Origin of the sequence: Crossiella sp. S99.2, from assembly GCF_023094165.1 — a bacterium.
Taxonomy (GTDB): Bacteria; Actinomycetota; Actinomycetes; order Mycobacteriales; family Pseudonocardiaceae; genus Crossiella.
In genome coordinates, this window is record NZ_JALMDK010000003.1 from 1 (window position 1) to 23,173 (window position 23,173).

The 23,173-nt window shown below is 69.2% G+C and carries 21 protein-coding genes; 12 read left to right on the plus strand and 9 right to left on the minus strand.

Features of this window, described 5'->3' with window-relative positions; genetic code table 11:
* Positions 1-162: 162 nt before the first annotated feature.
* Positions 163-921, minus strand: coding sequence for an SDR family NAD(P)-dependent oxidoreductase (locus MZC64_RS11270; protein ID WP_247757419.1), 759 nt, complete (start codon positions 919-921; stop codon positions 163-165).
* A 145-nt stretch (positions 922-1,066) separates the two neighbouring features.
* Here MZC64_RS11270 and MZC64_RS11275 point away from each other — a divergent pair, with 145 nt between their 5' ends.
* Complete coding sequence (locus MZC64_RS11275; RefSeq protein ID WP_247757418.1) at positions 1,067-1,954, plus strand: AraC family transcriptional regulator; 888 nt, start codon at positions 1,067-1,069, stop codon at positions 1,952-1,954.
* A 3-nt stretch (positions 1,955-1,957) separates the two neighbouring features.
* On the opposite strand, the gene bla is transcribed toward MZC64_RS11275, so the two are convergent.
* Positions 1,958-2,872: a class A beta-lactamase gene (gene bla / locus MZC64_RS11280; RefSeq protein WP_247757417.1), complete on the minus strand. Its 915-nt coding sequence runs from the start codon at positions 2,870-2,872 to the stop codon at positions 1,958-1,960.
* Between the two features lie 33 nt (positions 2,873-2,905).
* Positions 2,906-3,808 carry an RNA polymerase sigma-70 factor gene (locus MZC64_RS11285; protein WP_247757416.1) on the minus strand — a complete coding sequence of 301 codons (903 nt, stop codon included), beginning with the start codon at positions 3,806-3,808 and terminating at the stop codon, positions 2,906-2,908.
* A gap of 176 nt (positions 3,809-3,984) precedes the next feature.
* Here MZC64_RS11285 and MZC64_RS11290 point away from each other — a divergent pair, with 176 nt between their 5' ends.
* A complete protein-coding gene (locus MZC64_RS11290) occupies positions 3,985-4,470 on the plus strand; it encodes a carboxymuconolactone decarboxylase family protein (protein ID WP_247757415.1) in 486 nt (161 codons plus the stop codon).
* A 50-nt stretch (positions 4,471-4,520) separates the two neighbouring features.
* Here MZC64_RS11290 and MZC64_RS11295 read toward each other — a convergent pair whose 3' ends face one another.
* The 4 genes from MZC64_RS11295 to MZC64_RS11310 are packed head-to-tail and all read right to left on the minus strand — an operon-like array spanning position 4,521 to position 7,274.
* The gene (locus MZC64_RS11295; protein WP_247757414.1) at positions 4,521-5,252 is read right to left on the minus strand and encodes an ABC transporter permease; all 732 of its coding nucleotides are present in this window, start codon (positions 5,250-5,252) and stop codon (positions 4,521-4,523) included.
* The gene (locus MZC64_RS11300) at positions 5,249-5,959 is read right to left on the minus strand and encodes a fluoroquinolone transporter permease (protein ID WP_247757413.1); all 711 of its coding nucleotides are present in this window, start codon (positions 5,957-5,959) and stop codon (positions 5,249-5,251) included. Before MZC64_RS11300 ends, MZC64_RS11295 begins: the two co-directional genes overlap by 4 nt.
* A complete protein-coding gene (locus MZC64_RS11305) occupies positions 5,956-6,813 on the minus strand; it encodes an ABC transporter ATP-binding protein (protein WP_247757412.1) in 858 nt (285 codons plus the stop codon). The genes MZC64_RS11300 and MZC64_RS11305 overlap by 4 nt, the downstream gene beginning before the upstream one ends.
* Positions 6,810-7,274 carry a GbsR/MarR family transcriptional regulator gene (locus MZC64_RS11310; RefSeq protein ID WP_247757411.1) on the minus strand — a complete coding sequence of 155 codons (465 nt, stop codon included), beginning with the start codon at positions 7,272-7,274 and terminating at the stop codon, positions 6,810-6,812. Before MZC64_RS11310 ends, MZC64_RS11305 begins: the two co-directional genes overlap by 4 nt.
* Positions 7,275-7,417: 143 nt before the next feature.
* Here MZC64_RS11310 and MZC64_RS11315 point away from each other — a divergent pair, with 143 nt between their 5' ends.
* From MZC64_RS11315 to MZC64_RS11325, 3 genes are read left to right on the plus strand one after another with little or no spacing between them, the layout of a single operon-like run.
* Positions 7,418-8,626, plus strand: a complete 1,209-nt coding sequence (locus MZC64_RS11315) for a hypothetical protein (RefSeq protein WP_247757410.1) — start codon at positions 7,418-7,420, stop codon at positions 8,624-8,626.
* Positions 8,623-10,143 carry a VWA domain-containing protein gene (locus MZC64_RS11320; RefSeq protein ID WP_247757409.1) on the plus strand — a complete coding sequence of 507 codons (1,521 nt, stop codon included), beginning with the start codon at positions 8,623-8,625 and terminating at the stop codon, positions 10,141-10,143. The genes MZC64_RS11315 and MZC64_RS11320 overlap by 4 nt, the downstream gene beginning before the upstream one ends.
* Positions 10,136-10,894 (plus strand): hypothetical protein, encoded by a 759-nt coding sequence (locus MZC64_RS11325; RefSeq protein WP_247757408.1) that lies wholly within the window; start codon positions 10,136-10,138, stop codon positions 10,892-10,894. The genes MZC64_RS11320 and MZC64_RS11325 overlap by 8 nt, the downstream gene beginning before the upstream one ends.
* Before the next feature lie 190 nt (positions 10,895-11,084).
* Here the strand turns inward: MZC64_RS11325 and MZC64_RS11330 are convergent, their stop codons facing one another.
* Together MZC64_RS11330 and MZC64_RS11335 are read right to left on the minus strand one after the other, a co-directional pair.
* Complete coding sequence (locus MZC64_RS11330) at positions 11,085-12,230, minus strand: NAD(P)/FAD-dependent oxidoreductase (RefSeq protein ID WP_247757407.1); 1,146 nt, start codon at positions 12,228-12,230, stop codon at positions 11,085-11,087.
* The gene (locus MZC64_RS11335; RefSeq protein ID WP_247757406.1) at positions 12,227-12,544 is read right to left on the minus strand and encodes a bifunctional 3-phenylpropionate/cinnamic acid dioxygenase ferredoxin subunit; all 318 of its coding nucleotides are present in this window, start codon (positions 12,542-12,544) and stop codon (positions 12,227-12,229) included. Before MZC64_RS11335 ends, MZC64_RS11330 begins: the two co-directional genes overlap by 4 nt.
* A gap of 238 nt (positions 12,545-12,782) precedes the next feature.
* Here MZC64_RS11335 and MZC64_RS11340 point away from each other — a divergent pair, with 238 nt between their 5' ends.
* The 7 genes from MZC64_RS11340 to MZC64_RS11370 all read left to right on the plus strand — a co-directional run bounded on the left by MZC64_RS11340 (position 12,783) and on the right by MZC64_RS11370 (position 23,151).
* Positions 12,783-13,571, plus strand: a complete 789-nt coding sequence (locus tag MZC64_RS11340) for an IclR family transcriptional regulator (RefSeq protein ID WP_247757405.1) — start codon at positions 12,783-12,785, stop codon at positions 13,569-13,571.
* A 176-nt stretch (positions 13,572-13,747) separates the two neighbouring features.
* Positions 13,748-16,186: an FAD-dependent oxidoreductase gene (locus MZC64_RS11345; RefSeq protein WP_247757404.1), complete on the plus strand. Its 2,439-nt coding sequence runs from the start codon at positions 13,748-13,750 to the stop codon at positions 16,184-16,186.
* A gap of 19 nt (positions 16,187-16,205) precedes the next feature.
* Complete coding sequence (solA, locus tag MZC64_RS11350) at positions 16,206-17,348, plus strand: N-methyl-L-tryptophan oxidase (protein ID WP_247757403.1); 1,143 nt, start codon at positions 16,206-16,208, stop codon at positions 17,346-17,348.
* Positions 17,345-18,502, plus strand: coding sequence for an aromatic ring-hydroxylating dioxygenase subunit alpha (locus tag MZC64_RS11355; RefSeq protein ID WP_247757402.1), 1,158 nt, complete (start codon positions 17,345-17,347; stop codon positions 18,500-18,502). The genes solA and MZC64_RS11355 overlap by 4 nt, the downstream gene beginning before the upstream one ends.
* Positions 18,503-18,536: 34 nt before the next feature.
* A complete protein-coding gene (locus MZC64_RS11360; protein ID WP_247757401.1) occupies positions 18,537-20,009 on the plus strand; it encodes an aldehyde dehydrogenase family protein in 1,473 nt (490 codons plus the stop codon).
* A 68-nt stretch (positions 20,010-20,077) separates the two neighbouring features.
* On the plus strand, positions 20,078-21,607 hold the full coding sequence (locus MZC64_RS11365) for an APC family permease (protein WP_247757400.1): 1,530 nt from the start codon (positions 20,078-20,080) through the stop codon (positions 21,605-21,607).
* Positions 21,604-23,151 (plus strand): GMC family oxidoreductase, encoded by a 1,548-nt coding sequence (locus tag MZC64_RS11370; RefSeq protein WP_247757452.1) that lies wholly within the window; start codon positions 21,604-21,606, stop codon positions 23,149-23,151. The genes MZC64_RS11365 and MZC64_RS11370 overlap by 4 nt, the downstream gene beginning before the upstream one ends.
* The last annotated feature ends 22 nt before the right edge of the window (positions 23,152-23,173 follow it).

Consider the following 23,173-nt stretch of genomic DNA (forward strand, 5'->3'; position numbering starts at 1 on the left):
CGACCTCCTGCGGAGGTTCTGGCCGGGTGGTTTGTGAACCAGTCGGCGGCGTGATATTTTCCTTTTGGGTCGAGTCCGGATTTTTCGGGGCACGTCAGTACCAGTTGGGCCAACTCGCCGTCCGGAACGGCCAACTCGGCGTACGAGAACGGCCAACACGGGTTAGAGGTTGTAGCCGCCGGCGATCTCGAGGTCCTGGGCGGTGAGCCAGCGGCCTTCTTCGGAGGCGAGTACGGCGATCATCATGCCGATGTCGTCGGGTTCGCCGACCCGGCCGAGTGCGGTGCGGGCCGCGATCATCGGGACCACCTCGGGGAAGCGCTCGAAAGCGTTGTCGCCCAGGCGGGTCCGGGTGGCGCCGGGGGAGATCGAGTTGACCCGGATGCCGCGCGGACTCAGCTCCTTGGCCAGGTAGCGGCTCAGCACGGTGAGCGCGCCCTTCATCGAGGCGTAGGCCGAGTAGCCCGGTTCCATGCCCGAGTTCAGCGCGGAGTTGCTGCCGATGTTGATGATCGCGCCGTGGTCGGCGAGCAGCGGCAGCAGGGTCTGGGTGAGGAAGTACGGGCCCTTGAACAGCACCCGGTGCAGCCGGTCGAAGAGTTCCTCGGTGGTCTCGGCGAACAGCGCGGACTCGGCGAAACCGGCGTTGTTGACCAGCACGTCGAAGCTGTCCCGGCCCCACTGCTCGCGCAGTGCCGCGGTCACCGCCTCGCGGAAGGCCGGGAAGGCGCCGGCCTCGCCGAGGTCCAGCGGCAGCGCGACCGCGGTGCCGCCGGCCGCTTCGATGGCGCTGACGGTGTCCTGCGCGCCGGCCTTGTTGGCGCCGTAGGTCAGGATCACACCGGTGCCGCGCCGGGCGAGTTGAACAGCCGCGCTCTGGCCGATACCGGAGCTGGCGCCGGTGACGAGGGCGATCCGCATGGCTTGCCTACCTGTTCATCTGTGGGAATCGGACCGCTCCATCACATCACCGCGACCTGCGGAAACCATAGATCGATGCTCCCGCGCTCTTGCCTGATCCTCCACTCGGCAGGAATGAATTTGGCTCGGATGTTTGAATCTGGGCATGCTCCTGGATCAACTCCGCACGCTGCTGGACCGGCACGCGCGACCCGACGGGACCACCGCCATCGACGGCGTGCTGATCTCCCGGATCGACCGGCCGTCCGAACCGTCGGCGTCGATGTCCGGCACCGTGTTCGCGCTGATCGCCCAGGGCGCGAAACGCATCGCGCTGGGGGACCGGGTGTATGAGTACGAGGCCGGGCAGTACCTGGTGGCCTCGGTCGACCTGCCGGTGAACGGCCACTTCATCGACTCCAGCGCGGAGCACCCGGCGCTGGGCTTCGGCCTGACCCTGGACCCGGCCTCGGTGGCCGAGCTGCTGCTGCGCGCCGAACCGGCGGAGCTGCCCCGGGTCAGCGGCATCCCGCCACTCGGTCTGGCGGTCAGCACCGCCTCGGACGAGCTGCTGGACGCGGTGCTCCGGCTGCTGCGCCTGCTGGACGAGCCGCGGGACCGCGGGGTGCTGGCCCCGCTGTACAAGCGGGAGATCCTGTGGCGGCTGATCACCGGCGAGCAGGGCGCCACGGTCGGCCAGCTCGGCCTGGCCGACAGCGGTCTGGCGCACATCGCCCGCGCGGTCGGCTGGATCCGCGACCACTACCGGCAGTCCTTCCAGGTGGAGGACGTGGCCCGGCGCGCGGGCATGAGCGTGTCGGCGTTCTACCGCAACTTCCAGGCGGTCACCGCGATGAGCCCGATCCAGTTCCAGAAGCAGATCCGGTTGCAGGAGGCCCGGTTGCTGCTGGCCACCCGGCCAGGGGATGTGGCCGGGGTGGGGCACAGCGTGGGCTATGACAGCCCGTCGCAGTTCAGCCGGGAGTACCGGCGTCAGTTCGGCGCGCCGCCGAGCCAGGACGCGGCCCGGCTGCGCGCGCTCACCCCGCCCTGAGCCTCAGCGCAGCGTGGCGGCCACATAGGCGGCGGCCTCGGCGAGCAGGCTCTGCTGGTACCTGGCCTCCCGGTCCGGTTTGCTGGACATGATCGCGATGACCAGGGGCTCGCCGCCGGGCGGCCAGGCGATGCCGAAATCGTTGAGCGTGCCGTAGTCGCCGGTGCCGGTCTTGTCCGCGACTTTCCAGTCCTTGGGCAGCCCGGCCCGGATGCGTTCACCGCCGGTGGTGTTGCGCTCCAACAGATCCCGCAGGAACGCCCGCTGCTCCGGCGGCAGCGCGTCGCCCAGCACGATCTTGCGATAGTTCTCGCCGAACGCGCGGGGCGAGGTGGTGTCCCGCGGATCGCCCGGGGTGGCCTCGGTGATCGCGGGTTCGATCCGGTCCATCCGGGTCACCTCGTCGCCCAGACTCCGGGCGTACGCGGTGAGCTGGGCCGGGCCGCCGAGATCCCGCAGCAGCAGGTTGCCCGCGGTGCCGTCGCTGTAGCGCACCGCGGCGTCGCAGAGCTGCCGGATGGTCATGCCTGTGCCGACGTTGTTCTTGGTGATGACCCCGTTCTTGAGCAGGTCCTCCTTGCCGTACCGGACCACGGTGTCCAGGTGGGACATCGGGTTGCGGTGCAGGATCGCCGCGGCGGCCAGGCCCTTGAAGGTGGAGCAGAAGGCGAACCGCTCGTCCGCCCGGTGCGCGATGGCCTTGCCGCTGCCGGTGGCCAGGGCGTACAAGCCCAGGCGGGCACCGTACTTCTGTTCCAGCTCAACGAGTTTGTCGTGCCGCTCGGCCGCCATGGTGCTGGGCGCGGCGGAGGGCGGCGGAGCGGCGGGTGACGGGCTCTGGGCGCATCCGGCCAGCGGCAGAAGTGCTGCGGCGCCTAGGAAAAGACGGCGGGACAGGACCGGAGGCGAGGGCGTCATGGCCCCGAGGCTACACACATGATCACCGGATGTTCAGCGGCTCAATGTGGTCTCCCGCACCAGATGCGACAGCTTCGCCGGGTTGCGCACGGCGTACAGCCCGGTGATCAGGCCGTCCTCGACCCGCAGCGCCAGCACGGTGTCGATCTCGCCGTCGAACCGGAGCAACAGTGCCGGGTGGCCGTTGACCTGCACCGGCTGCAGCGAGGCGGTGGCGGCCAGCCTGCCCAGTCCGGCGGTCAGCACCCTGGCCACCTTGTCCGCGCCCACGATGGGACGCGGCACGGCCTGTTTGACGCCGCCACCGTCACCGAGCAGCACGACCTCCGGCGCGAGCAGGTCGAGCAGGCCCCGCAGATCGCCGGTGCGCACCGCGTGCTGGAAGGCCGCCAGCGCACCACGGGTCTGGGCCGGGGAAGCGACCCCGCGCGGCCGGCGCGCGGCCACGTGCGCCCGCGCCCGGTGCGCGATCTGGCGGACCGCGACCGGGCTCTTGCCCACGGCCTCGGCGATCTCCGGGTAGCCGAGGTCGAACACCTCGCGCAGCACGAACACCGCCCGCTCGGTCGGCGCGAGGGTCTCCAGCACCAGCAGCATCGCCATCGAGACGCTCTCCGCCAGCTCGACGTCCTCGGCCACATCGGGCGCGGTCAGCAGCGGTTCGGGCAGCCAGGTGCCGACGTAGGACTCCCGGCGCCTGCCCAGCGTGCGCAGCCGGGTGAGCGCCAGGCGAGTGGTGATCCGGACCAGGTAGGCACGCTGTTCCCGCACCTCGGCCAGATCCACGGCGGCCCAGCGCAACCAGGTCTCCTGCAGCACGTCCTCGGCGTCGGCGGCCGAGCCGAGCATCTCGTAGGCGACGGTGAACAGCAGGTTGCGGTGGGCGAGGAACACCTCGGTGGCGAGGTCCGGACGGTCCTCCTGGCTGCCTGCCATGACTGGCTCCTCTGCTCGCTGCGCCTGCTCACCCACCTGACGCCGGAGCCCGCCGGATTGTGACACCCGGCGGCCCGGCATTGCGGTGGCGTAGGTCACGTTCCCGGGGTGTCACAGGGATCGGGGCACCGGCATCTCGTGTTCGTTCACCTGGCACCACTAGTGAGGACAAGATCATGAGCGCTCGATTCAACCTGTTCGGCAACGAGATCGCAGTCAAGTTCGCCAAGCGGTTCGCCAGTGCGGGCCTGCTGCTCGAGGAGACGACGCTGCCGCGGTCCACCAGGGAGCTGGTGTCGTTGCGCGCCAGTCAGATCAACGGCTGCGGATTCTGTCTGGACATGCACACCAAGGAGGCGACCGCCGCCGGGGAGACCGCGGTCCGGCTGCACCTGGTCGCCGCCTGGCGCGAGGCCACCGTGTTCACCCCGGCCGAACGGGCCGCGCTGGCGCTGGCCGAGGAGGGCACCCGGCTGGCCGACACGCACGACGGCGTCTCCGACGCGACCTGGGCCGCGGTGCGCGAGCACTACGACGAGGACCAGGTCGCCGCGCTGGTCATCATGGTCGCCCTGATCAACGCGGCGAACCGGCTGAACGTGATCGTGCGCAACCCGGCGGGTTCCTACCAGCCGGGCATGTTCGAGCGCGTGATGAGCTGATCGGCGGGTGCGGTCCGGCCCAGGATCGGGTGATCCGGGCCGGGCCCGCGCTACCCGCGCCGGGCGGTCCAGCGCAGCAGCACCACGGCGAGCAGCGAGTTGTAGACCAGCCCGCCGAGCAGGTACGGCCAGAACACGCCGCCGTCCATCGCCGCCCACAGCGCGCGGGCCGGCCAGTAGGAGGGCAGCAGGCCGAAAGCCAGTTGCCACGGGGAATCCAGGAAGAAGAACGGGATCAGCGGGATCGCCGAGACCAGCATGCCGAGGCCCTTGAGGATCGCGATGCCCTCGACCTTGTTGCCGGCCAGGGTGCCCATGGTCAGTCCGATGAGGACGGACAGCAGACCGGTCAGCACTCCGATCGCCAGGCCCTTGGCCAGCGCGGCGCCGGTCACCAGGCCGGACAGCGCGAGGGTGGCCTCGACCGCGATGGTCACCAGCAGGATCGTCGCGCCCGCGCGGTAGGCCGGGTAGGCGGCACGCGGGGCCGGGGTCACCTGGAGGGCGAGCAGGGTGCGCTGGTCCTTGTCGTCGAGCAGCAGCAGGCCGCACAGGCTGCCCAGCACCATGGCCGGGCCGAGCACGCCGAAGGCGCTGACCAGCAGCGGGTGGTACGGGGTCAGGTCGAAGTCCCAGGTGGCGGCGGCGAAGCGGGTGACCGCGGGCACCGCCCACAGGCTCACCGCGTAGAGCACCGGGGCCAGCAACACGGTCACCAGCACGGTGTCGCCGCGGATGGCACGCAGGTCGTTGCGGCCGAAGCTGCGGATCAGCGTGGTCATGACGCGCCTTCCCTGGAGATCACGAACCGCTCGAACACCTTGCGCGCCAAGAAGAACAGCCCGGCGATCCAGAGCAGCTGGTAGCCGAGGGCGTAGAGCAACTGCGGCCAGCTCAGCGCGATCTGGTCGAAGGCCGCGCCGAGCAGCAGCAGCGAACCGTGGGTGGGAATGAGGTACAGCAACGGTTCCGGCCACACCCCCGAGTAGCTCAACAGCGGCACGTTGACGATCACCAGCGGCACCAGCGCGGGCATCAGCCATTCGCTGACCGAGGGGTAGGGGGCGGCGGTGACGAAGCCGAGCAGGATCATCAGCAGCGAGGTCAGCACGATCCCGGCCAGGAAGGTCAGCGGGTGGAAGTCCAGGCCGCGCACCGAGATCACCACCGCCAGGCTCACCGCGACCGCGATCATGGTGAGCGTGCCGAGTTTGGCCAGGAGGTACTCGCGGAACCGCAACGGCGTGCTGAGCAAGGCGAACAGGGTGCGTTCGCCCTTCTCGAAGAACACCGCGCCGGCGATGAAGAAGAACCCGACGATGGCCAGGTCCCCGAACAGCGCGTACGGCAGTGCCGCGCCGAGTACCTTGGCGGGCAACAGGTTGAGCACCACGATCCACAGCACGGCCGCGAACGCCGCCGCGTAGAGGAAACCGTAGCGCCGCTGCAACTTCAGGTCCAGCCGCAGCGCGGCGGTGGTCGCGCTCATACCAGCGACCTTCCGGTGACATCGGCGAACACGTCCTCCAGGCTGGCTTCCTGACTGTGCACCGCCTCGATCCGCGCTGCCAGCGCCCGGAAACCGGCGTCGTCGGCGAACCCGTCCAGGGGAAAGTCCTGGTCCCGCAACGATCCGTCGTCCTCGCGGTAGGTGACCCGGACGGTGCGGCGGCTGCGCCGGACCTTGTGCTCGGCGGGGGAGTCCAGGGCCGCGATCACGCCCTGGTCGACGAAGGCGACCCGGTCGCACAGCTCGTCCGCGGTGGCCATGTCGTGCGTGGTGAGGAACACCGTGGTGCCCTCCGCGCGCAGCCGCAGCACGATGTCCTTGACCCGGCGGGCGTTCACCGGGTCCAGGCCGGAGGTCGGCTCGTCCAGGAACAGCAGTTCGGGGCGGTGCAACAGCGCGCGGGCGAACACCAGCCGCATCTGCATGCCCTTGGAGAACGCGCTCACCCTGGTGTGCGCGGCGGCGGTGAGATCCACCATCTCCAGCACCGCCATCGGGTCCTGGGTCTGTCCATTGTAGAGGGAGGAGAAGAACTCCAGGTTCTCCAGCGCGGTGAGCTTCTGGTAGTGATTCGGCAGCTCGAAGGACACCCCGATCCGCCGGTAGTACTCCGCACCCCAGTCCACCGGGCTGCGCCCCCACACCGACACCTGCCCGCCGTACCCGGTGAGCAGGCCGATCAGGATCTTCTGCGTGGTCGACTTGCCCGCCCCGCTCGGCCCGAGGAACCCGAAAACCTCGCCCCTGGCAACGGAAAAGCTCATCCCGCGCACGGTCGGCTCGGCCGTCTTCGGGTAGCCGAAGGTCAGGTCGCTGACCTCGATCACGTTCACGACTCCGCCCTCCGGGCCGCCCAGCGGTCCTTGATCTGGCTGTACTCCGCGGCCAGGAACTCGTACATGTCGTGCGCCTCCCGCACCCGTTGCCGCTGCTCTTCGTCCTGCTCGCCCATCAGCTTCAGCCCGCGCGCCATCAGCGTGTGCCAGTCCCTGGCCACCCTGGCCTTCTCCTCGGCCTCCCGCAGCCAGAACCCCGGCCGCAGCCGGTAGAAGATCCGCCGGGTCCCGGCCACCTTCACCCGCTCCACCGCGCCCGCGGTCTGCAGCATCTGCATGGCCATGCTGATCGCGCCGCGACTGGCCTGGACCGCCTCGGCGATCTCCTCGGCCGACTGCTGCGGCGGATCGCACACCAGCAGCCAGCCCAGCACCCGTCCCGGCATCAGCGGCACGCCCTGTTCCTGGAAGAACAGGCCCACCTCGTCGGCGTACTCGTGCAACTCCGTGCGCTTCACCCGGCCTACCGTACGCCTATCGATCTGAAGTTTCAAACAGTTCTGAAAGTTGATGGAGATGTCGGTTTGGCTGTCGGGGGTAACGGATAGCCTCGGCCACACGACGCTCAGCCGGGACTGTCAATCCCTTGGGGGAGTTGGTGGTGGCGAACCAGACGACAACCGATGATCCGGCCCTGCGCATTGTCGACCCGCCCCGGTCGGCCTTCCGGCGACGACGCTTCCTGGTGCCCTTCTGGGCGGCCGCCCTGATCGCCCTCGCGGGCACGATCACGCTGGTCATCTCCGGCGCGATCACGCTGCCGTTCAACCGGACGGTGGTGCTGGAGGGCAAACTGGCCTCCAAGTCGGAGTTCTTCGCTGACCCGGAGGTGCAGCGGATCCTGATGCGGCACGGCCTCCAGGTCCACCTGACCAAGGCGGGCTCCCGGGACATCGCGAACAACGACGTCAGCGGCTACGACTTCGTCTTCCCCTCCGGCCAGCCCGCCGCGGTGCTGATCCGCAACCAGCGGCAGCGGGACAAGCAGTACTTCAAGGTGTTCAAGCCCTTCTTCAGCCCGCTGATCCTGGCCACCTTCCGGAGTTACGCGGAGAAGCTGGCAGCGGTGGGCAAGGCGGCCACCGGCCAGCAGGGGCCGGAGGTGGCCAAGGAGTACTACTTCAACCTGAACGTGGCCAAGTTCGTCGGGCTGATGGAGGACCGGCGGACCTGGGCGGATCTGGGGCTGCCCAACGGGAACCGGGTGCTGGCGCAGAGTTCGGACGTGTGCTGGTCCAACTCGGCCGGGGTGTACCTGGGGCTGATCGCCTTCGTGGCCAACGGCAACCAGGTCCCGGTGACCGAGGCCGAGGCGCTCCGACTGGCCGACCGGATCAAACCCTGGCTGACCAGCCAGGGCCTGGCCAACGAGGAGGTCGCCCGGCTGTACTTCGCGCCGGAGGGCCGTGGCCTGGCCCCGGTGGCGGTGATCTACGAACACCAGTTCCTGGCCCACCAGATGCGGGTCAAGGAGCAGACCGGCGCCCTGGACGAGCAGCGGGTGCTGCTCTACCCGGAGGCGCAGCTGCAGACCGTGCCCGAGCTGATCGCGCTCACCCCCGAGGGGGCCAGGCTCGGCGAGCTGATCGCGACCCTGCCCGAACTGCGCGCCCGCGCCCTGGCGCTGGGCTTGCGGGTACTCGAACCCGACGGCACGCTGTCCAACGGCCAGCTCTCCGAACAACTCAGCCGCAGCGGGCTACCGGTGCCGCTGACCGGGGTCGGCGACACCGAGACCTTCCTGCCCTCGGTCCCCCTGCTGGAGAAGATGATCACCCGGGTCGGCGAGTGCCCCGAGGTGCCCCGGTGAGACGACTGCTCGCGGCCGGACTCGTGCTCGGGCTGGTGGCCGGGTGCACCGGCAGCGCACCTGAGCCGGTGAGGCTGTCCGTGCTGGCCAGCTCCGAGCTGGCCGATCTCGCGCCGGTGCTGGCCGAGTTGAAGAAGGACACCGGCATCGACCTGGCCATGGACTACCGCGGCACGGTCGAGGCCGGCAACTCGCTGACCCCCGGCCAGTACAAACACGACCTGGCCTGGCTGTCCTCCGACCGGTTCTTCCAGCTGCGCACCCGCAAGACCGGCAACCACGGCCCGGCCCCCCTGGCGACTCGCACCATGCTGTCCCCGCTGGTCGTCGGCCTGCCCGCGAGCAAGGCGAAGAAACTGCGGGAGAGCGTGCCCGGCGGCCAACCCACCTGGGCCGATCTGGCCGCGCGGGCCGCGGCGGGCGAGTTCCGGTTCGGCCTGGCTGACCCGCACGTCACCGGCAGCGGACTGGCCGCACTGATCGGCGTGGCCACCGCCGCCGCCGGCACCGGGGTCTCCCTGCGACCCGAGGACGTGGCCTGCGACAAGCTACGCGGCTTCTTCACCGGCCGGGCCTTCACCGCACAGAGCACCCCCGCCCTGACCGAGGAGTACGTCAAGCGCCAGGCCGAGGTCGACGCCGTCATCAGCTACGAATCAGTACTGCTCTCCCTCCACTCCACCGGAAAACTCAAGGAGCCCCTGGAGATCCTCTACCCACGGGACGGCATCGTCCTCGCCGACTACCCACTCCTGTTGCTGGACAACGACAAACGCGCCGCCTACGACCGGCTGACCGAATGGCTGCGGTCCGAACGGGCGCAACGGATGATCATGGAGCGGACCGCCCGGCGCCCCATCGACCCCGCACTGCCCCGCACCGAACAACTCCGCCCGGAGATCGGCAACTCGCTGTACTTCCCGGACCGCCAGGAAGTCCTGGACACCCTGCTCGCCGCCTACGACCGGGCCACCAGCGGGGCAGGCAGGCAGGTGGTGTTCGTGCTGGACTTCTCCGCCTCCATGGCGGGCGGCCGGATCGAGGCGCTGCGGGCGGCGTTCAAGGAACTCAGCGGCGCGGGCGGCTTCGACCGCTTCCACCGCGGCGAGACCATCACCGTGCTCCGCTTCGCCGGGCAGGTGCTGGAGGAGAAGACGGTCACCGTGTCCGGCCCTGGGGATCTGGACACGGTGAACCGCCTGCTCGCCACCGGGGAACTGGGCAAGGGCACCGCGATCTGGTCCGCGCTGGAACACGCCTACCGCACGGTCAAGGGCGAGGCCTCGATCGTGCTGATGACCGACGGCGAGAACAACGCGGGCATCGGCCTGGCCGAGTTCCTGCGCAACCGGGAGCAGTCGCCCGGCGGGAAGCCCCTGCGCACGTACGCGATCCGGTTCGGCACCGCCGATCCGGTGGAACTGACCAGGGCGGCACAGGCCACCGGCGGCCGGATGGTGGACGCCGCCCAGACCTCCCTGCTCGCGGCGGTGAAGGAGATCCGGGGCTGTGGATAACGAACTGTGGTGGTCGGTCTGGGGCATCTGGGCGATGATCTGGCTGGCCGCCGCCGCGGCAGTGCTGATCATGCTGGTCACCCTGGCCCTGGCCGTACGCGCCAACCGCCGCCCCGCGGCCTTCCCCGACCTGGCCTTCTACCTGCACGAGAAGTCGGTGATGAACCTCTACCTCTCCGGCGGCTACGGCGACGCCCTGCGCCGGGAGGTCCAGGAAAAGGTGGACACCGCGAAATCCCGCTGGTTCGGCCTCAAACTCTTCCGCGCCGGCGCGGGCGCCAACAACAGTGCCGGCCGCGAGGTGGTCACCCGCTACATAGCCCAGAACCAGCCCATCGCCGTCATCGGCGACGTCCTCCGCGCCCTGGAATCCGCCAACGGCGTAGTCCACGTAGACCTCCGCCGAGGCACCATCCGCCGCAACGAAGCCCTGTCCAACGCCCTATCCAGCCTCGACCCAGACCACATCCCAAACCAAACCCAACTCCGCCACCTGGACCGCTACGTCTCCATCCGAGGCCAATTCCGCCTACTCAACCGCACCGGCGCCCCCGCCACCTTCCAGGCCGCCTACGGCACCCCCGAAACCACCACCATCACAGCCACCATGCGCCTGGACTGCCACCCCGACGACCTCCGCTACGACCAGGTCCCCGAAGGCTGGTTCCAAGCCCGCTGCCTAGGCAAAGTCCAATCCTGGCACCCCGAAACCCAAGAACTAACAGTCCTCCCCATAGCCATCTTCCAATAACCCCACCCCACCCCGCGTGTTGGCCGTTGCGGACGGCGAGTTGGCCGTTCTCGTACGCCACGTTGGCCGTTGTCGCACGGCCCTGCCGCCGAATCGGCGGCGCGATCCGCTCTCGCGTACCACTTGGCCCAACTGGTACGCCCGCTTGGGCAAAACCGGCGTACCAGTTGGCCCAAGTCGCCGGGCGGGGCTAGGCGGGGGCCAGGGAGCGGCGGATCCGGGTGAAGGGTTTGGCCCGGTTGAGGGCCAGGGCCGCGACCGCTTGCCCGTCCCGTTCGTAGATGGCCAGGAAGCTGCGCGAATCCGGTTCGCCCTCGGCGATCCGAACCTGATCTCCCGGCCGGGTATGCCCCGCGAACTGAATCCGCACCCCGTACTGATCCGACCAGAAATACGGCGCGGCCCGCCCGGTGTGCACAGTCCGCCCCGCCAGCAGGTTGGCCACCGCGACCGCGGGCTGCTCAGCCGCGTTCGTCCAATGCTCAACCCGCCGCCCACCCAGATTGGCCACATCCCCCACCGCGACCACAGTGGGCACCCGGGTCACCCCACCCGCATCACAGCTGACCCCGTTGTCCAGGTCCAGCCCCGACCCCGCCAACCACCCGGTATTGGGCCGCACCCCAATCCCGACCACCACCACATCGGCCTGCAACCGCCGCCCGTCACTCAGCTCAACCCCGGTCACCCGCCCCTGCCCCAGCAACGCGGAAACCCCGACCCCGCAGATCAGCCGAACCCCATGATCAGCATGCAGCCCAAGACAATGCGCCGCCATCTCCCGCCCCAGCACCGGCGCGAGCGGCAACGGCGCCGCCTCCACGATGGTCACGTGCAGCCCCAACGTGGCGCAGGTCGCCGCGACCTCGGCCCCGATGAACCCGGCCCCCACCACAACCACCCGCGGCGACCCCTCAACCAGATCCGCCCGCAACCCGATCGCGTCGTCCAGCGTGCGCAACACGTGCACCCCGGCCAGAAACTCCGCCCCTGGCAAGCTCCGCGGCGTCGCGCCGGTGGCCAGCACCACCCCGTCGCAGCGCAACCGCCGCCCATCGGCCAGCTCCACCGAGCCCAGCCCAGGGGAGAGGTGGCTGGCGCTCTGGCCGAGCAGCCATTCGGCCTCCAACTCGGCCAGATCCGACTCCTCGGCCAGCGCCAGATCAGCCGCGCCGATCGTGCCGAGCAGGAAGTTCTTGGACAGCGGCGGCCGGTCGTATGGTTGGTGCGGTTCGGCCCCGATGACGGTCAGCCGGCCCTGGAAACCCTGGTCCCGCAACGCCCTGGCCGCCGACAGGCCGGCCAGCGCGCCGCCGATGACCGCGACGGATCTCATGCCACCTCCTGCTCGGCGGCGGTGTGCAGGTAGATCATTCCGTCCAGCACGGTGACCTGGTGCGTGCGCACCGGTTTCTTCGCGGGCAGGCAGGTCGGCCGGCCGGTCCGGAGGTCGAAACTGGCCGCGTGCAGCGGACATTCCACCAGGCAGCCCTCCAGGTAACCCTCGGACAGGCTGGCGTCCTGGTGGGTGCAGGTGTCGTCGATGGCGTAGAACTCGCCTTCGACGTTGAACACGGCGACCGGCACGTCGGCAAGCAGTCGCACGGCCTCTCCGGGTGGCAGTTCGTCGAGGCGGCAGACGGCGATCATCACGCCCTCCATGCGGTGTGAAACGGCTCGGGGAGTACAGCTCCTCGGTCCGACGCGACCGGCGGGACGGCGTCGAGGCGAGGTTGAGTTGTTGCGTAGTGCGCGACGCGATGTGCTATACGCAACAGAGTCGGTCCCGATGCCGGGTTCCGTCAAGAGGTGAAACCGGGGAAATGTGTTGCCAACGCGTTGCGCGTTCGGACGGCGTCCGTTCGGCAGAGTGGTTACCGTGGGGACCATGGCCAGCGATTGCGACCGGGAACCCCGTGCCGCGAGTTCCGTGCAGTCCGTCGACCGGGCGGTGAGTGTGCTGGAAATCCTGGCCCGGGAGGGCGAGGTCGGGGTCACCGAGATAGCCGCTGAGCTGGGCGTGCACAAGTCCACCGCGTTCCGGTTGCTCGGCGTGCTGGAGGAGCGCGGACTGGTCGCGCAGACCGAGGACCGCGGCAAATACCACCTGGGCCTGGGCATCATCCGGCTGGCCGGGGCCACCGCGGCCCGGCTGGACGTCACCCTGGAAAGCCGCGAGGTGTGCGTCGAACTGGCCCACGACCTGGGCGAGACGGTCAACGTGGCCATCTCCGACCTGGAGGCCGCGGCCGCGGTCAACATCACCCAGGCCCGCGGCACCGCCGCCGTGACCAGCCAGAACTGGGTCGGCAGGCGCACTCCGCTGCACGCCACCTCCAGCGGCAAGGTGCTGCTCGCGCACATGCGCCCCGAGGAGGTGCGCCGGGTGCTGGGCCGTCGGCTGGAGGGCTTCACCGACGCGACCATCACCTCCACCCGCAAGCTCCGCGCGGAGCTGGCCGTCGTCGCGCAACGCGGGTTCGCCTCCTGTGTCGAGGAGCTGGAGATCGGGCTCAACGCCCTGGCCGCCCCGATCCGGTCCTATGAGGGCGCGGTGATCGCCGCGATCAGCGTCTCCGGCCCGTCCTATCGACTCACCCCGGACCGACTTCCGAAAGTCGCCGAACAGGTGGTCGCCGCCGGCGCCGAGGTCTCCCGCCGGATGGGCTGGGCCTGACCCGCATCCTGTTGCTGTTACAGGCTGTTCACCTCACTGGGCATCGCTGCGCCATCAGCGCGATCCGGTCTTGACAAGCACGCCCGCGCGGCCGCACCGTGTTTCGCATCGCACAACCCGATGCGTAATACGCAACTCCATCCACCACCCCGCCACCGGGCGGAGAGGAGTGAGCCGTGCAGCCGAACGTGGTCGTCATCGGGGCCGGGATCGTGGGCTGCGCCCTCGCGGACGAGCTGACCGAACGCGGCTGGACCTCGGTCACCGTGCTCGAACAGGGACCCCTGTTCGCCGCGGGCGGCTCCAGCTCGCACGCCCCCGGCCTGGTGTTCCAGACCAATCCGGCAAAGACGATGACCGCCTTCGCCGCCTACACGGTGCGCAAGTACGACCAGCTGACCTTGGCCGACCGGTGGTGCTTCCGCAAGGTCGGCGGCCTGGAGGTGGCCACCACGCCCGAACGCTGGACTGACCTGCACCGCAAGCAGGGCTGGGCCACCGCCTGGGGGGTGGAGTCCCGGCTGCTGGACACCGAGGAATGCCTCAAGCTGTGGCCGATGCTGGACCGCGAGCGGGTGCTCGGCGGCCTGCATGTGCCCGATGACGGCCTGGCCAGCGCCCTGCGGGCCGGTGAGGCCCAGGCCCGCCGGGCAATGGACCGCGGCGCGAAGTTCCTGGCCCACCACCAGGTCCTGGAGATCCTGACCACCGGCGACCGGGTCAGCGGGGTGCGCACCGACCAGGGCGAGTTCCCGGCTGACATCGTGGTGTGCGCGGCCGGGTTCTGGGGCCCCAAGATCGGCGCACTCGTCGGACTCACCGTGCCGCTGCTTCCCCTTGCGCACCAATACGTCCGCACCTCCGCCCTGCCCGAACTGGCCGGAACCATCAACCCGGCCGACGAGGCGATCCGGCCGATTCTGCGCCACCAGGACCGCGATCTGTACTTCCGCGAGCACACCGACCGGATCGGCATCGGCTCCTACGCGCACCGCCCGATGCCGGTCCGCCTGGACGAGCTGCCCGGCCCTGACCAGTCCGAGATGCCCTCGATGCTGGCCTTCACCCAGGCCGACTTCGACCCGGCCTGGGCCGACGCCGTCGACCTGCTGCCCGCCCTCGGTCAGTCCACAGTGGACGAAGGATTCAACGGGGTGTTCTCCTTCACCCCGGACGGCTTCCCGCTGCTGGGTGAACACCGCGAGGTCAAGGGATTCTGGACGGCCGAGGCGGTCTGGGTCACCCACTCCGCCGGCGTGGCCCGCGCACTCGCGCAATGGCTGATCGACGGCAAATCCGAGCTGGACCTCCATGAATGCGATCTGCACCGGTTCGAGGAGGTCCAGCTCAGCCCGGACTTCATCGAGGCCCGCGGCGCGCAGAACTTCGTCGAGGTCTACGACGTGCTGCACCCCTTGCAGCCCATGGAACACCCGCGTCCGTTGCGCACCAGTCCGTTCTACCCCAGGCAACAGGAGCTGGGCGCCTTCTTCCTGGAGGCCGCGGCCTGGGAACGCCCGCACTGGTACGAGGCCAACGCGCACCTCGCCGAGGGCATCGACCTGCCCGAGCGCGACGACTGGGCCGCCCGCTACTGGTCGCCGATCGCCGCCGCCGAGGCCCGGCACACCCGCGAACACGTGGCCATGTACGACATGACTCCGTTGAAACGCCTGGAGGTCACCGGCCCCGGCGCACTGGAACTGTTGCAGCGCCTGACCACCAACCAGCTGGACAAGAAACCCGGCGCGGTCACCTACACCCTGCTGCTGGACCACAGCGGCGGCGTGCGCAGCGATCTCACCGTGGCCCGGCTCGGTCCGGATCACTTCCAGGTCGGCGCCAACGGAAACCTCGACCTGGACTGGCTGCTCCGGCAGAACACCGATCCCACCGTGCAGATCAAGGACATCACCGGCGGCACCTGCTGCATCGGCCTGTGGGGCCCGCTGGCCCGCGAGCTGCTCCAGCCACTGGTCCGGGAGAACCTGGCGCACAAGGCATTCGGCTACTTCCGGGCCAAGAAGATCCACGTCGGGATGATCCCGGTGACCGCGCTGCGACTGTCCTATGTGGGCGAACTCGGCTGGGAGCTGTACACCAGCGCCGAACTCGGCCTGCGCCTCTGGGACGACCTCTGGCAGGCCGGCCGGCAACATGGAGTGATCGCCGCCGGGCGCAGCGCGTTCAACAGCCTGCGCCTGGAAAAGGGCTACCGCGCCTGGGGAACCGACATGACCGACGAACACGACCCCTACGAGTCCGGCCTCGCCTTCGCCGTCCGCATGGACAAGGGCGAGTTCCTCGGCCGCGAAGCCCTGACCAAGCTTGACCCCGAACAGCCCGCTCGCCGCCTGTCCTGCCTCACCCTGGACGACCGCGGCGCCAACGTCCTGGGCAAAGAACCCGTGTTCCACCAAGGAAAGCCGGTCGGCTATGTCACCTCGGCCGCCTACGGGTACACAGTGGACAGTCCGATCGCCTACGCCTGGCTGCCCGCCGACGCCGCCACCCCCGGCACCGCGGTGCAGATCGAGTACTTCGGCCGCAGGCTGAACGCCACCGTGGCCGCCGAACCGTTGTTCGACCCTGAGATGGCCCGCATCCGCCGGTGACGTGAGGGAGATCAGCCCGATGTACGACGTGATCGTGATCGGCCTCGGCGGCATGGGCAGCGCCGCCGCCTACCACCTGGCCGCGCGCGGCAGCCGGGTGCTCGGCCTGGACCGTTTCGGGCCCGCGCACAGCAACGGATCCAGCCACGGCGGCTCCCGGATCATCCGCCAGTCCTACTTCGAGGACCCGGCCTACGTGCCACTGCTGCTGCGCTCCTACGAACTGTTCGACAAGCTGGCCAACGACTCCGGCCGCGAGGTGCTCACGGTGACCGGCGGGGTGATGATCGGCCGCCCGGACTGCCTCACCGTCGCGGGCAGCAAACTCTCCGCCGAGACCTGGAACCTGCCGCACGAAATGCTGGACGCGCGGGAAATCCGCCGTCGCTTCCCGACCCTGACCCCGGCCGCGGACGAGGTCGCGCTGTACGAGGAGAAGGCCGGCTTCGTCCGTCCGGAAGCGACAGTGGGCGCACACCTCGACCTGGCCGACCAGGCCGGAGCCGAACTCCATTACCACGAACCAGTCCTGGACTGGACCAGCACCGCCACCGGTGTCCGGGTCCGGACAGCGGCGGGGGAGTACACCGCGGAAAAACTGGTGATCTGCCCCGGCGCCTGGGCCCCGCAACTACTCGCCGACCTGGGCATCCCGTTCGTGATCGAACGCCAGGTCCAGTACTGGTTCGCCCCCACCGGCGGCCTCGACCCGTTCCAGCCCGACGTGCACCCCATCTACATCTGGGAGGCCGCCGACGGCATCCAGGCCTACGGTTTCCCGGCCAGTGACGGACCCGACGGCGGCGCCAAGGTCGCCTTCTTCCGCGGCGGCCAGACCTGCACCCCCGACACCATCGACCGCACCGTGCACCCGCACGAGGTCGAGGCCATGCGCGGACAAATGCTGCCGCGCATCCCCAGCCTGCCGGGGGAGTTCCTGCGCGCGGCCACCTGCATGTACACCAACACCGCCGACGAGCACTTCGTGATCGCCACCCACCCCGCGCACGAGCAGGTCACCGTGGCCTGCGGATTCTCCGGGCACGGCTTCAAGTTCGTGCCGGTGGTGGGCGAGATCCTGGCCGATCTCGCGCTCACCGGCACGACCGCGCACCCCATCGACCTGTTCCGTCCCGAGCGACTCGCCGAGGTGACCCCGTGACCACCACCGGCCTGCCCCCGAGCCTGCTGGCCACCCTGCCCGGCAGCGCCTACACCGACCCGGCCACCTTCGCCGCCGAACAGGAAAAACTGTTCGAGACGATGTGGTTCTGCGCGATCCGAATGTCCGATCTGGACGGTCCGGGCAGCTTCCGCACCGTCCAGATCGGACGGGAGAGCGTGATCGTCACCCGCAACCGGGCCGGGCAGCCCAGGGCCTTCCTCAACATCTGCCGCCACCGAGGAGCCCGGATCTGTACCCAGGAACAGGGTGCGGTCAAACGCAATTTCCAGTGTTCTTATCACGCCTGGACCTACGACCTGGACGGCAAGCTCATCGCCGCGCCCAACCTGACCAAGATGCCCGACCTCGACCGCGTCGAGTACGGCCTGGTCACCGCGCATGTCAGGGAATGGCTGGGCTACCTCTGGGTGTGCCTCGCGCCGGAACCACCGTCCTTTGCGGACACTGTGCAGCAGGCGGTCACCGAACGCCTCGGTTCCCTGGCGGCCATCGACTCCTACACCATCGACCAGTTGACGGTGGGCCGTCGCATCGTCTACGAGGTGCGCGCGAACTGGAAGCTGATCGTGGAGAACTTCATGGAGTGCTACCACTGCGCCACCATCCACCCCGAACTCACCGAGGTGCTGCCCGAGTTCGCCGACGGCTACGCCGCCCAGTACTACGTGGGCCACGGCGCCGAGTTCGGCGCGGAGATCCAGGGGTTCACCGTGGACGGCAGCCCCGGGTTCGACCCGCTGCCAGGGCTGGGGGAGGATCAGGACCGGCGCTACTACGCGATCACGGTGAAACCCCAGGTCTTCATCAACCTGGTGCCCGACCACATCATCTTCCACCGGATGTTCCCGCTGGCCGCGGACCGCACGGTGGTGGAATGCGACTGGCTCTACACCAACGAGGTGGTGGCCGCAGGCAAGGACGTCTCGCGCTCGGTCGAGTTGTTCCACCGGGTGAACGAGCAGGACTTCGAGGCATGCGAAAGGACACAGCCCGCGATGTCCTCCCGCGCCTACCGCGGCGGTGGCGTACTCGTGCCAAGCGAACATCACATCGGGGCCTTTCACCAGTGGGTTCAGGCGCGAATCGGCAACTTCCCTCCCTCTTCGGGGTGCGCTCAGCGCGAAGATTGAATTAGATAGCGGCCAGACATCTCTAGGAGGTTGTATGGCCGAGCTGTTCATCGGCGGCAGATGGCTGGACTCCCAACAGGGGGGCCGGCGGGAGATCCGGTGCCCCGCGGACGGCTCGGTCGTGGCCACCGTGGCCGAGGCGAGCCGCGCGGACACCGAGCTGGCCATCCAGGCCGCGCGCACCGCCTTCGACACCGGCCCCTGGCCGCGCACCCCGGCCGCCGAACGCGCTCGGCTGCTGCTCCGGGTGGCCGATCTGCTGCAACGGGACAAGGTGGCGCTGGCCCGCGCCGAGTCCATGGACACCGGAAAACGTTTGGTCGAGGCCGAGTACGACATCGACGACGTCACCAACACCTTCCGGTACTACGGCTCGATCGGCGCGGGCGAGGCGGGCCGGGTGGTCGACACCGGCAACCCGGACGCCACCAGCAAGGTCGTCTACGAGCCGGTCGGCGTGTGCGGGCTGATCACCCCGTGGAACTACCCGCTGCTGCAGACCGCGTGGAAGGTGGCCCCGGCGCTGGTCGCGGGCAACACCTTCGTGCTCAAGCCCAGCGAGCTGACCCCCAGCACCGCGATCATCCTGATGCGCCTGCTGGTGGAGGCCGGACTGCCGCACGGCGCGGGCAACCTCATCCTCGGCGCGGGCCCCGAGGCGGGCGCGCCGCTGGCCGAACACCCCGATGTGGACCTGGTGTCCTTCACCGGTGGCCTGTCCACCGGGCAGCGGATCATGGCCACCGCCGCGGGCACGGTCAAGAAGGTCGCGCTGGAACTGGGCGGCAAGAACCCGAACATCGTCTTCGCCGACAGCGATTTCGACACCGCGCTGGACTACGCGCTCACCGCGATCTTCCTGCACTCCGGCCAGGTCTGTTCCGCCGGTGCGCGCCTGATCATCCAGGAGCAGTGGCACGACCGGTTCGTGGACGCCCTGGTCGAACGGGCGAACAAGATCCGCCTCGGCGGGCCGTTCGACGAACGCGCCGAGACCGGCCCGCTGATCTCCGCCGCGCACCGGGACAAGGTCGAGGCCTACGTGGCCGCCGGGATCGCCGAGGGCGCGGTGCTGCGCTGCGGCGGCAAACGTCCGGAGGACCCGGCGCTGGCCGACGGCTACTACTACCCACCGACCATTTTGGACGGTTGCACCTCCGGGATGTCGGTGCTGCGCGAGGAATCCTTCGGTCCGGTGCTCACGGTGGAGACCTTCACCGACGAGGAAGACGCGATCCGGATCGGCAACGACACCGACTACGGCCTGGCCGGCGCGGTGTGGACCGGTGACGCGGGCCGGGCCGAGCGGGTGGCCGCGCGACTGCGGCACGGCACCATCTGGATCAACGACTACCACCCGTATCTGCCGCAGGCGGAATGGGGTGGTTTCAAGCGGTCCGGCATCGGCCGCGAACTAGGCCCGAGCGGACTCAGCGAGTACCGCGAGCCCAAGCACATCTGGCACAACCTTCGGCCGGCGCCACAGAAGTGGTTCTCCGGCGAGTGACCCTGCCCTGGTGAATGACCGGAGGCCCATGCCCGCATCCCCGCTTCCCACCACGCCCGGAGGTTGCCATGACGACCGTCCGCTCCGACGATGCTGAACTGCAGGAGTTCGGCTACCGCCAGGAACTGAAGCGCACACTCGGAAACTTCCACACCTTCGCCGCCGGGATCAGCTACATCTCCATCCTGACCGGCACGTTCCAACTGTTCTACCTGGGTTTCGCCCAGGGCGGCCCGTCCTACTGGTGGTCCTGGCCGATGGTCTTCGCCGGCCAGCTCATGGTGGCGCTCTGCTTCGCCGAACTGGCCGCGCGCTACCCGATCGCGGGCTCGATCTACAACTGGGCCAAACGGCTCAGCAACCCGCACGTGTCCTGGCTGGCCGGCTGGCTGATGCTGGCCGCCTCCGCCACCACGGTCTCCGCCACCGCGCTGGCCCTGCAGATCACCTTGCCGCAGATCTGGGACGGCTTCCAGCTGGTGTCGGACAACCCGACCAACGCGGTGCTGCTGGCCAGCATCCTGATCGTGTTCACCACCGCGATCAACGCCTGCGGGGTCAAGCTGATGGCCCGGATCAACAGCGCCGGCGTGCTCATCGAACTGATCGCCGCGGTGATCATGGTGATCGTGCTGGCCGCCTTCGCGGTGCGCGGACCCGAGGTGGTGCTGGAAACCCACGGCACCGGCGAGGGCCACTCGCTCGGCTACATGGGCGCATTCCTGGCCGCCTCGCTGGCCTCGCTGTATGTGATGTACGGCTTCGACACCGCGGCCTCGCTCGGTGAGGAGTCGGTGGACCCGACCCGCAACGCGCCCAAATCCATCCTGCGCGCGGTGATCGCCTCCTTCCTCATCGGCGGACTGCTGTTGCTGTTCGCGCTGATGGCGGTGCGCGACATCAACGCGCCGGAACTCGGCACGGTCGGATTGCAGTACATCGTGCTGGACGTGCTCGGCCCGGTGGTCGGCAAGATCTTCCTGGTCACCGTGGCCATCGCGATCGTGGTGTGCGTGCTGGCGGTGCACACCGCGGCGATCCGGATGATGTTCGCCATGGCCAGGGACAACAACCTGCCCGGCGGCCAGAAACTGGCCAAGGTGAGCGCGCGCTTCCAGACCCCGGTGCTGCCCGCACTGCTGATCGGCGCCTTCGGCATCGCCTTCCTGATGATCAACATCGGTCAGCCGCAGATTTTCTCGGTGGTCACCAGCATCGCGATCATCCTGATCTACCTGGCCTACCTGCTCGTCACCGTGCCACTGCTGATCGCCCGGTTGCGCGGGCGCTGGCCACTGGACACAGTGGAGGGTCAGGAACCCCGCTTCGGGCTTGGCAAGTGGGGTTTGCCGATCAACATCGTCGCCGTGCTGTGGGGCGCGGCCATGGTGGTGAACCTGTTGTGGCCACGACAGGCCATCTACAACCCGAGCCCGCCGTTCCACTGGTACCTGCAGTGGGGCGCGGTCCTGTTCGTCGGGGCGGTCACGCTCGTCGGCTTCGCGTACTACTGGTTCGTCCAGCGCCACCGCAGCGGGGTGCTGGCCGACCACGCGCACACGCCGACCGAGGCCGCCGCAGTGCCGGAGGTGCGCTGATGGAGGAGTTCGACTACGTCGTCGCGGGCGGCGGCACGGCCGGTGCGGTGGTCGCCGCCCGGCTCTCGGAGAACCCGGATGTCCGGGTCTGCCTGCTGGAGGCCGGACCGTCCGATGTGGACGATCCGGCGATCCTGCGGCTGGACAAGTGGATGTCGTTGCTGGAGTCCGGCTATGACTGGGACTACCCGGTCGAACCGCAGTCCACCGGCAACTCCTTCCTCCGGCACGCCCGCGCCAAGGTGCTCGGCGGCTGCTCCTCGCACAACTCCTGCATCGCCTTCTGGGCGCCCGCGGAGGACCTGGACGAGTGGGCGTCCATGGGCTGCGCCGGCTGGAGCGCGGCCGAGGTTTTCCCGCTGTACCAACGGCTGGAGACCAACGACGCCCCCGGCGAGCACCACGGCCGCTCCGGCCCGGTCAACATCATGACCGTGCCCGGCGAGGACCCGTGCGGCGCCGCGCTGCTGGAAGCTTGTGCCCAGGCCGGGATTCCGACCACACCGTTCAACAGCGGCCGCACCGTGGTCAACGGCGCCAACTGGTTCCAGATCAACTCCACCAAGGAAGGCGTCCGCGCCTCCTCCTCGGTGTCCTACCTGCACCCGATCATCGGCCGGCGGCCCAACCTGGAGATCCGCACCGGAGTCCGGGTCAAGCGCCTGCTGATCGACGAGCAGAAGCGGTGCACCGGCGTGGAATACCTGGCCGCGGACGGGCAGCACAGCCTCCAGGCACACGCCCGCCGGGAGGTCGTGGTGAGCTGCGGCTCCATCGACACCCCGAAACTGCTGATGCTCTCCGGCATCGGCCCGGCCGATCACCTGCGCCGGCACGGAATCGACGTGCTGGTGGACTCGCCGGGGGTGGGGGAGAACCTGCAGGACCACCCCGAGGGCGTGATCCAGTGGCAGGCGAAGCAGCCGATGACCCAGAAATCCACCCAGTGGTGGGAAATCGGCATCTTCACCACCACCGAGGACGGCCTCGACCGGCCGGACCTGATGTTCCACTACGGTTCGGTGCCCTTCGACATGAACACGCTGCGGCACGGCTACCCGACCACGGAGAACGGCTTCTGCCTGACTCCCAACGTCACCCGCAGCCGATCCCTGGGCACGGTTAGGTTGCGCAGCAGGGATTTCCGGGACAAGCCCATGGTCGACCCACGCTACTTCAGCCACCCGCACGACGAACGCGTGATGAACCACGGCCTGCGCCTGGCCCGCAAGATCGTCGACCAGCCCGCCATGTCGGCCTGGGCAGGCCCGGAACTGTTCCCCGGCCCGGACAACACCACCGACGAGCAACTGCTCGACTACATCCGCCGCACCCACAACACCGTCTACCACCCCTCCAGCACGGTCCGGATGGGCGCCCCCGGTGACACCCAGGCCCCACTCGATCCGCAGCTGCGGGTCAAGGGGATCGAGGGCCTGCGGGTGGCGGACGGCTCGGTGATGCCGTTCCTGGTCACCGTCAACCCGTGCATTACCACCATGATGATCGGCGAGAAGTGCGCTGACCTGATCAAGGCGGCCTGAGCGGTAAACCGGCGGCGCCCGC

Bases quoted from the DNA above. Each gene is read 5' to 3' on its own strand.
- MZC64_RS11285 (WP_247757416.1), bottom strand. From the start codon at position 3,808: ATGGCAGGCAGCCAGGAGGACCGTCCGGACCTCGCCACCGAGGTGTTC.
- MZC64_RS11295 (WP_247757414.1), bottom strand. From the start codon at position 5,252: ATGACCACGCTGATCCGCAGCTTCGGCCGCAACGACCTGCGTGCCATC.
- MZC64_RS11360 (WP_247757401.1), top strand. From the start codon at position 18,537: ATGGCCGAGCTGTTCATCGGCGGCAGATGGCTGGACTCCCAACAGGGG.
- MZC64_RS11290 (WP_247757415.1), top strand. From the start codon at position 3,985: ATGAGCGCTCGATTCAACCTGTTCGGCAACGAGATCGCAGTCAAGTTC.
- solA (WP_247757403.1), top strand. From the start codon at position 16,206: ATGTACGACGTGATCGTGATCGGCCTCGGCGGCATGGGCAGCGCCGCC.
- MZC64_RS11300 (WP_247757413.1), bottom strand. From the start codon at position 5,959: ATGAGCGCGACCACCGCCGCGCTGCGGCTGGACCTGAAGTTGCAGCGG.
- MZC64_RS11270 (WP_247757419.1), bottom strand. From the start codon at position 921: ATGCGGATCGCCCTCGTCACCGGCGCCAGCTCCGGTATCGGCCAGAGC.
- bla (WP_247757417.1), bottom strand. From the start codon at position 2,872: ATGACGCCCTCGCCTCCGGTCCTGTCCCGCCGTCTTTTCCTAGGCGCC.
- MZC64_RS11330 (WP_247757407.1), bottom strand. From the start codon at position 12,230: ATGAGATCCGTCGCGGTCATCGGCGGCGCGCTGGCCGGCCTGTCGGCG.
- MZC64_RS11335 (WP_247757406.1), bottom strand. From the start codon at position 12,544: ATGATCGCCGTCTGCCGCCTCGACGAACTGCCACCCGGAGAGGCCGTG.
- MZC64_RS11275 (WP_247757418.1), top strand. From the start codon at position 1,067: ATGCTCCTGGATCAACTCCGCACGCTGCTGGACCGGCACGCGCGACCC.
- MZC64_RS11365 (WP_247757400.1), top strand. From the start codon at position 20,078: ATGACGACCGTCCGCTCCGACGATGCTGAACTGCAGGAGTTCGGCTAC.
- MZC64_RS11340 (WP_247757405.1), top strand. From the start codon at position 12,783: ATGGCCAGCGATTGCGACCGGGAACCCCGTGCCGCGAGTTCCGTGCAG.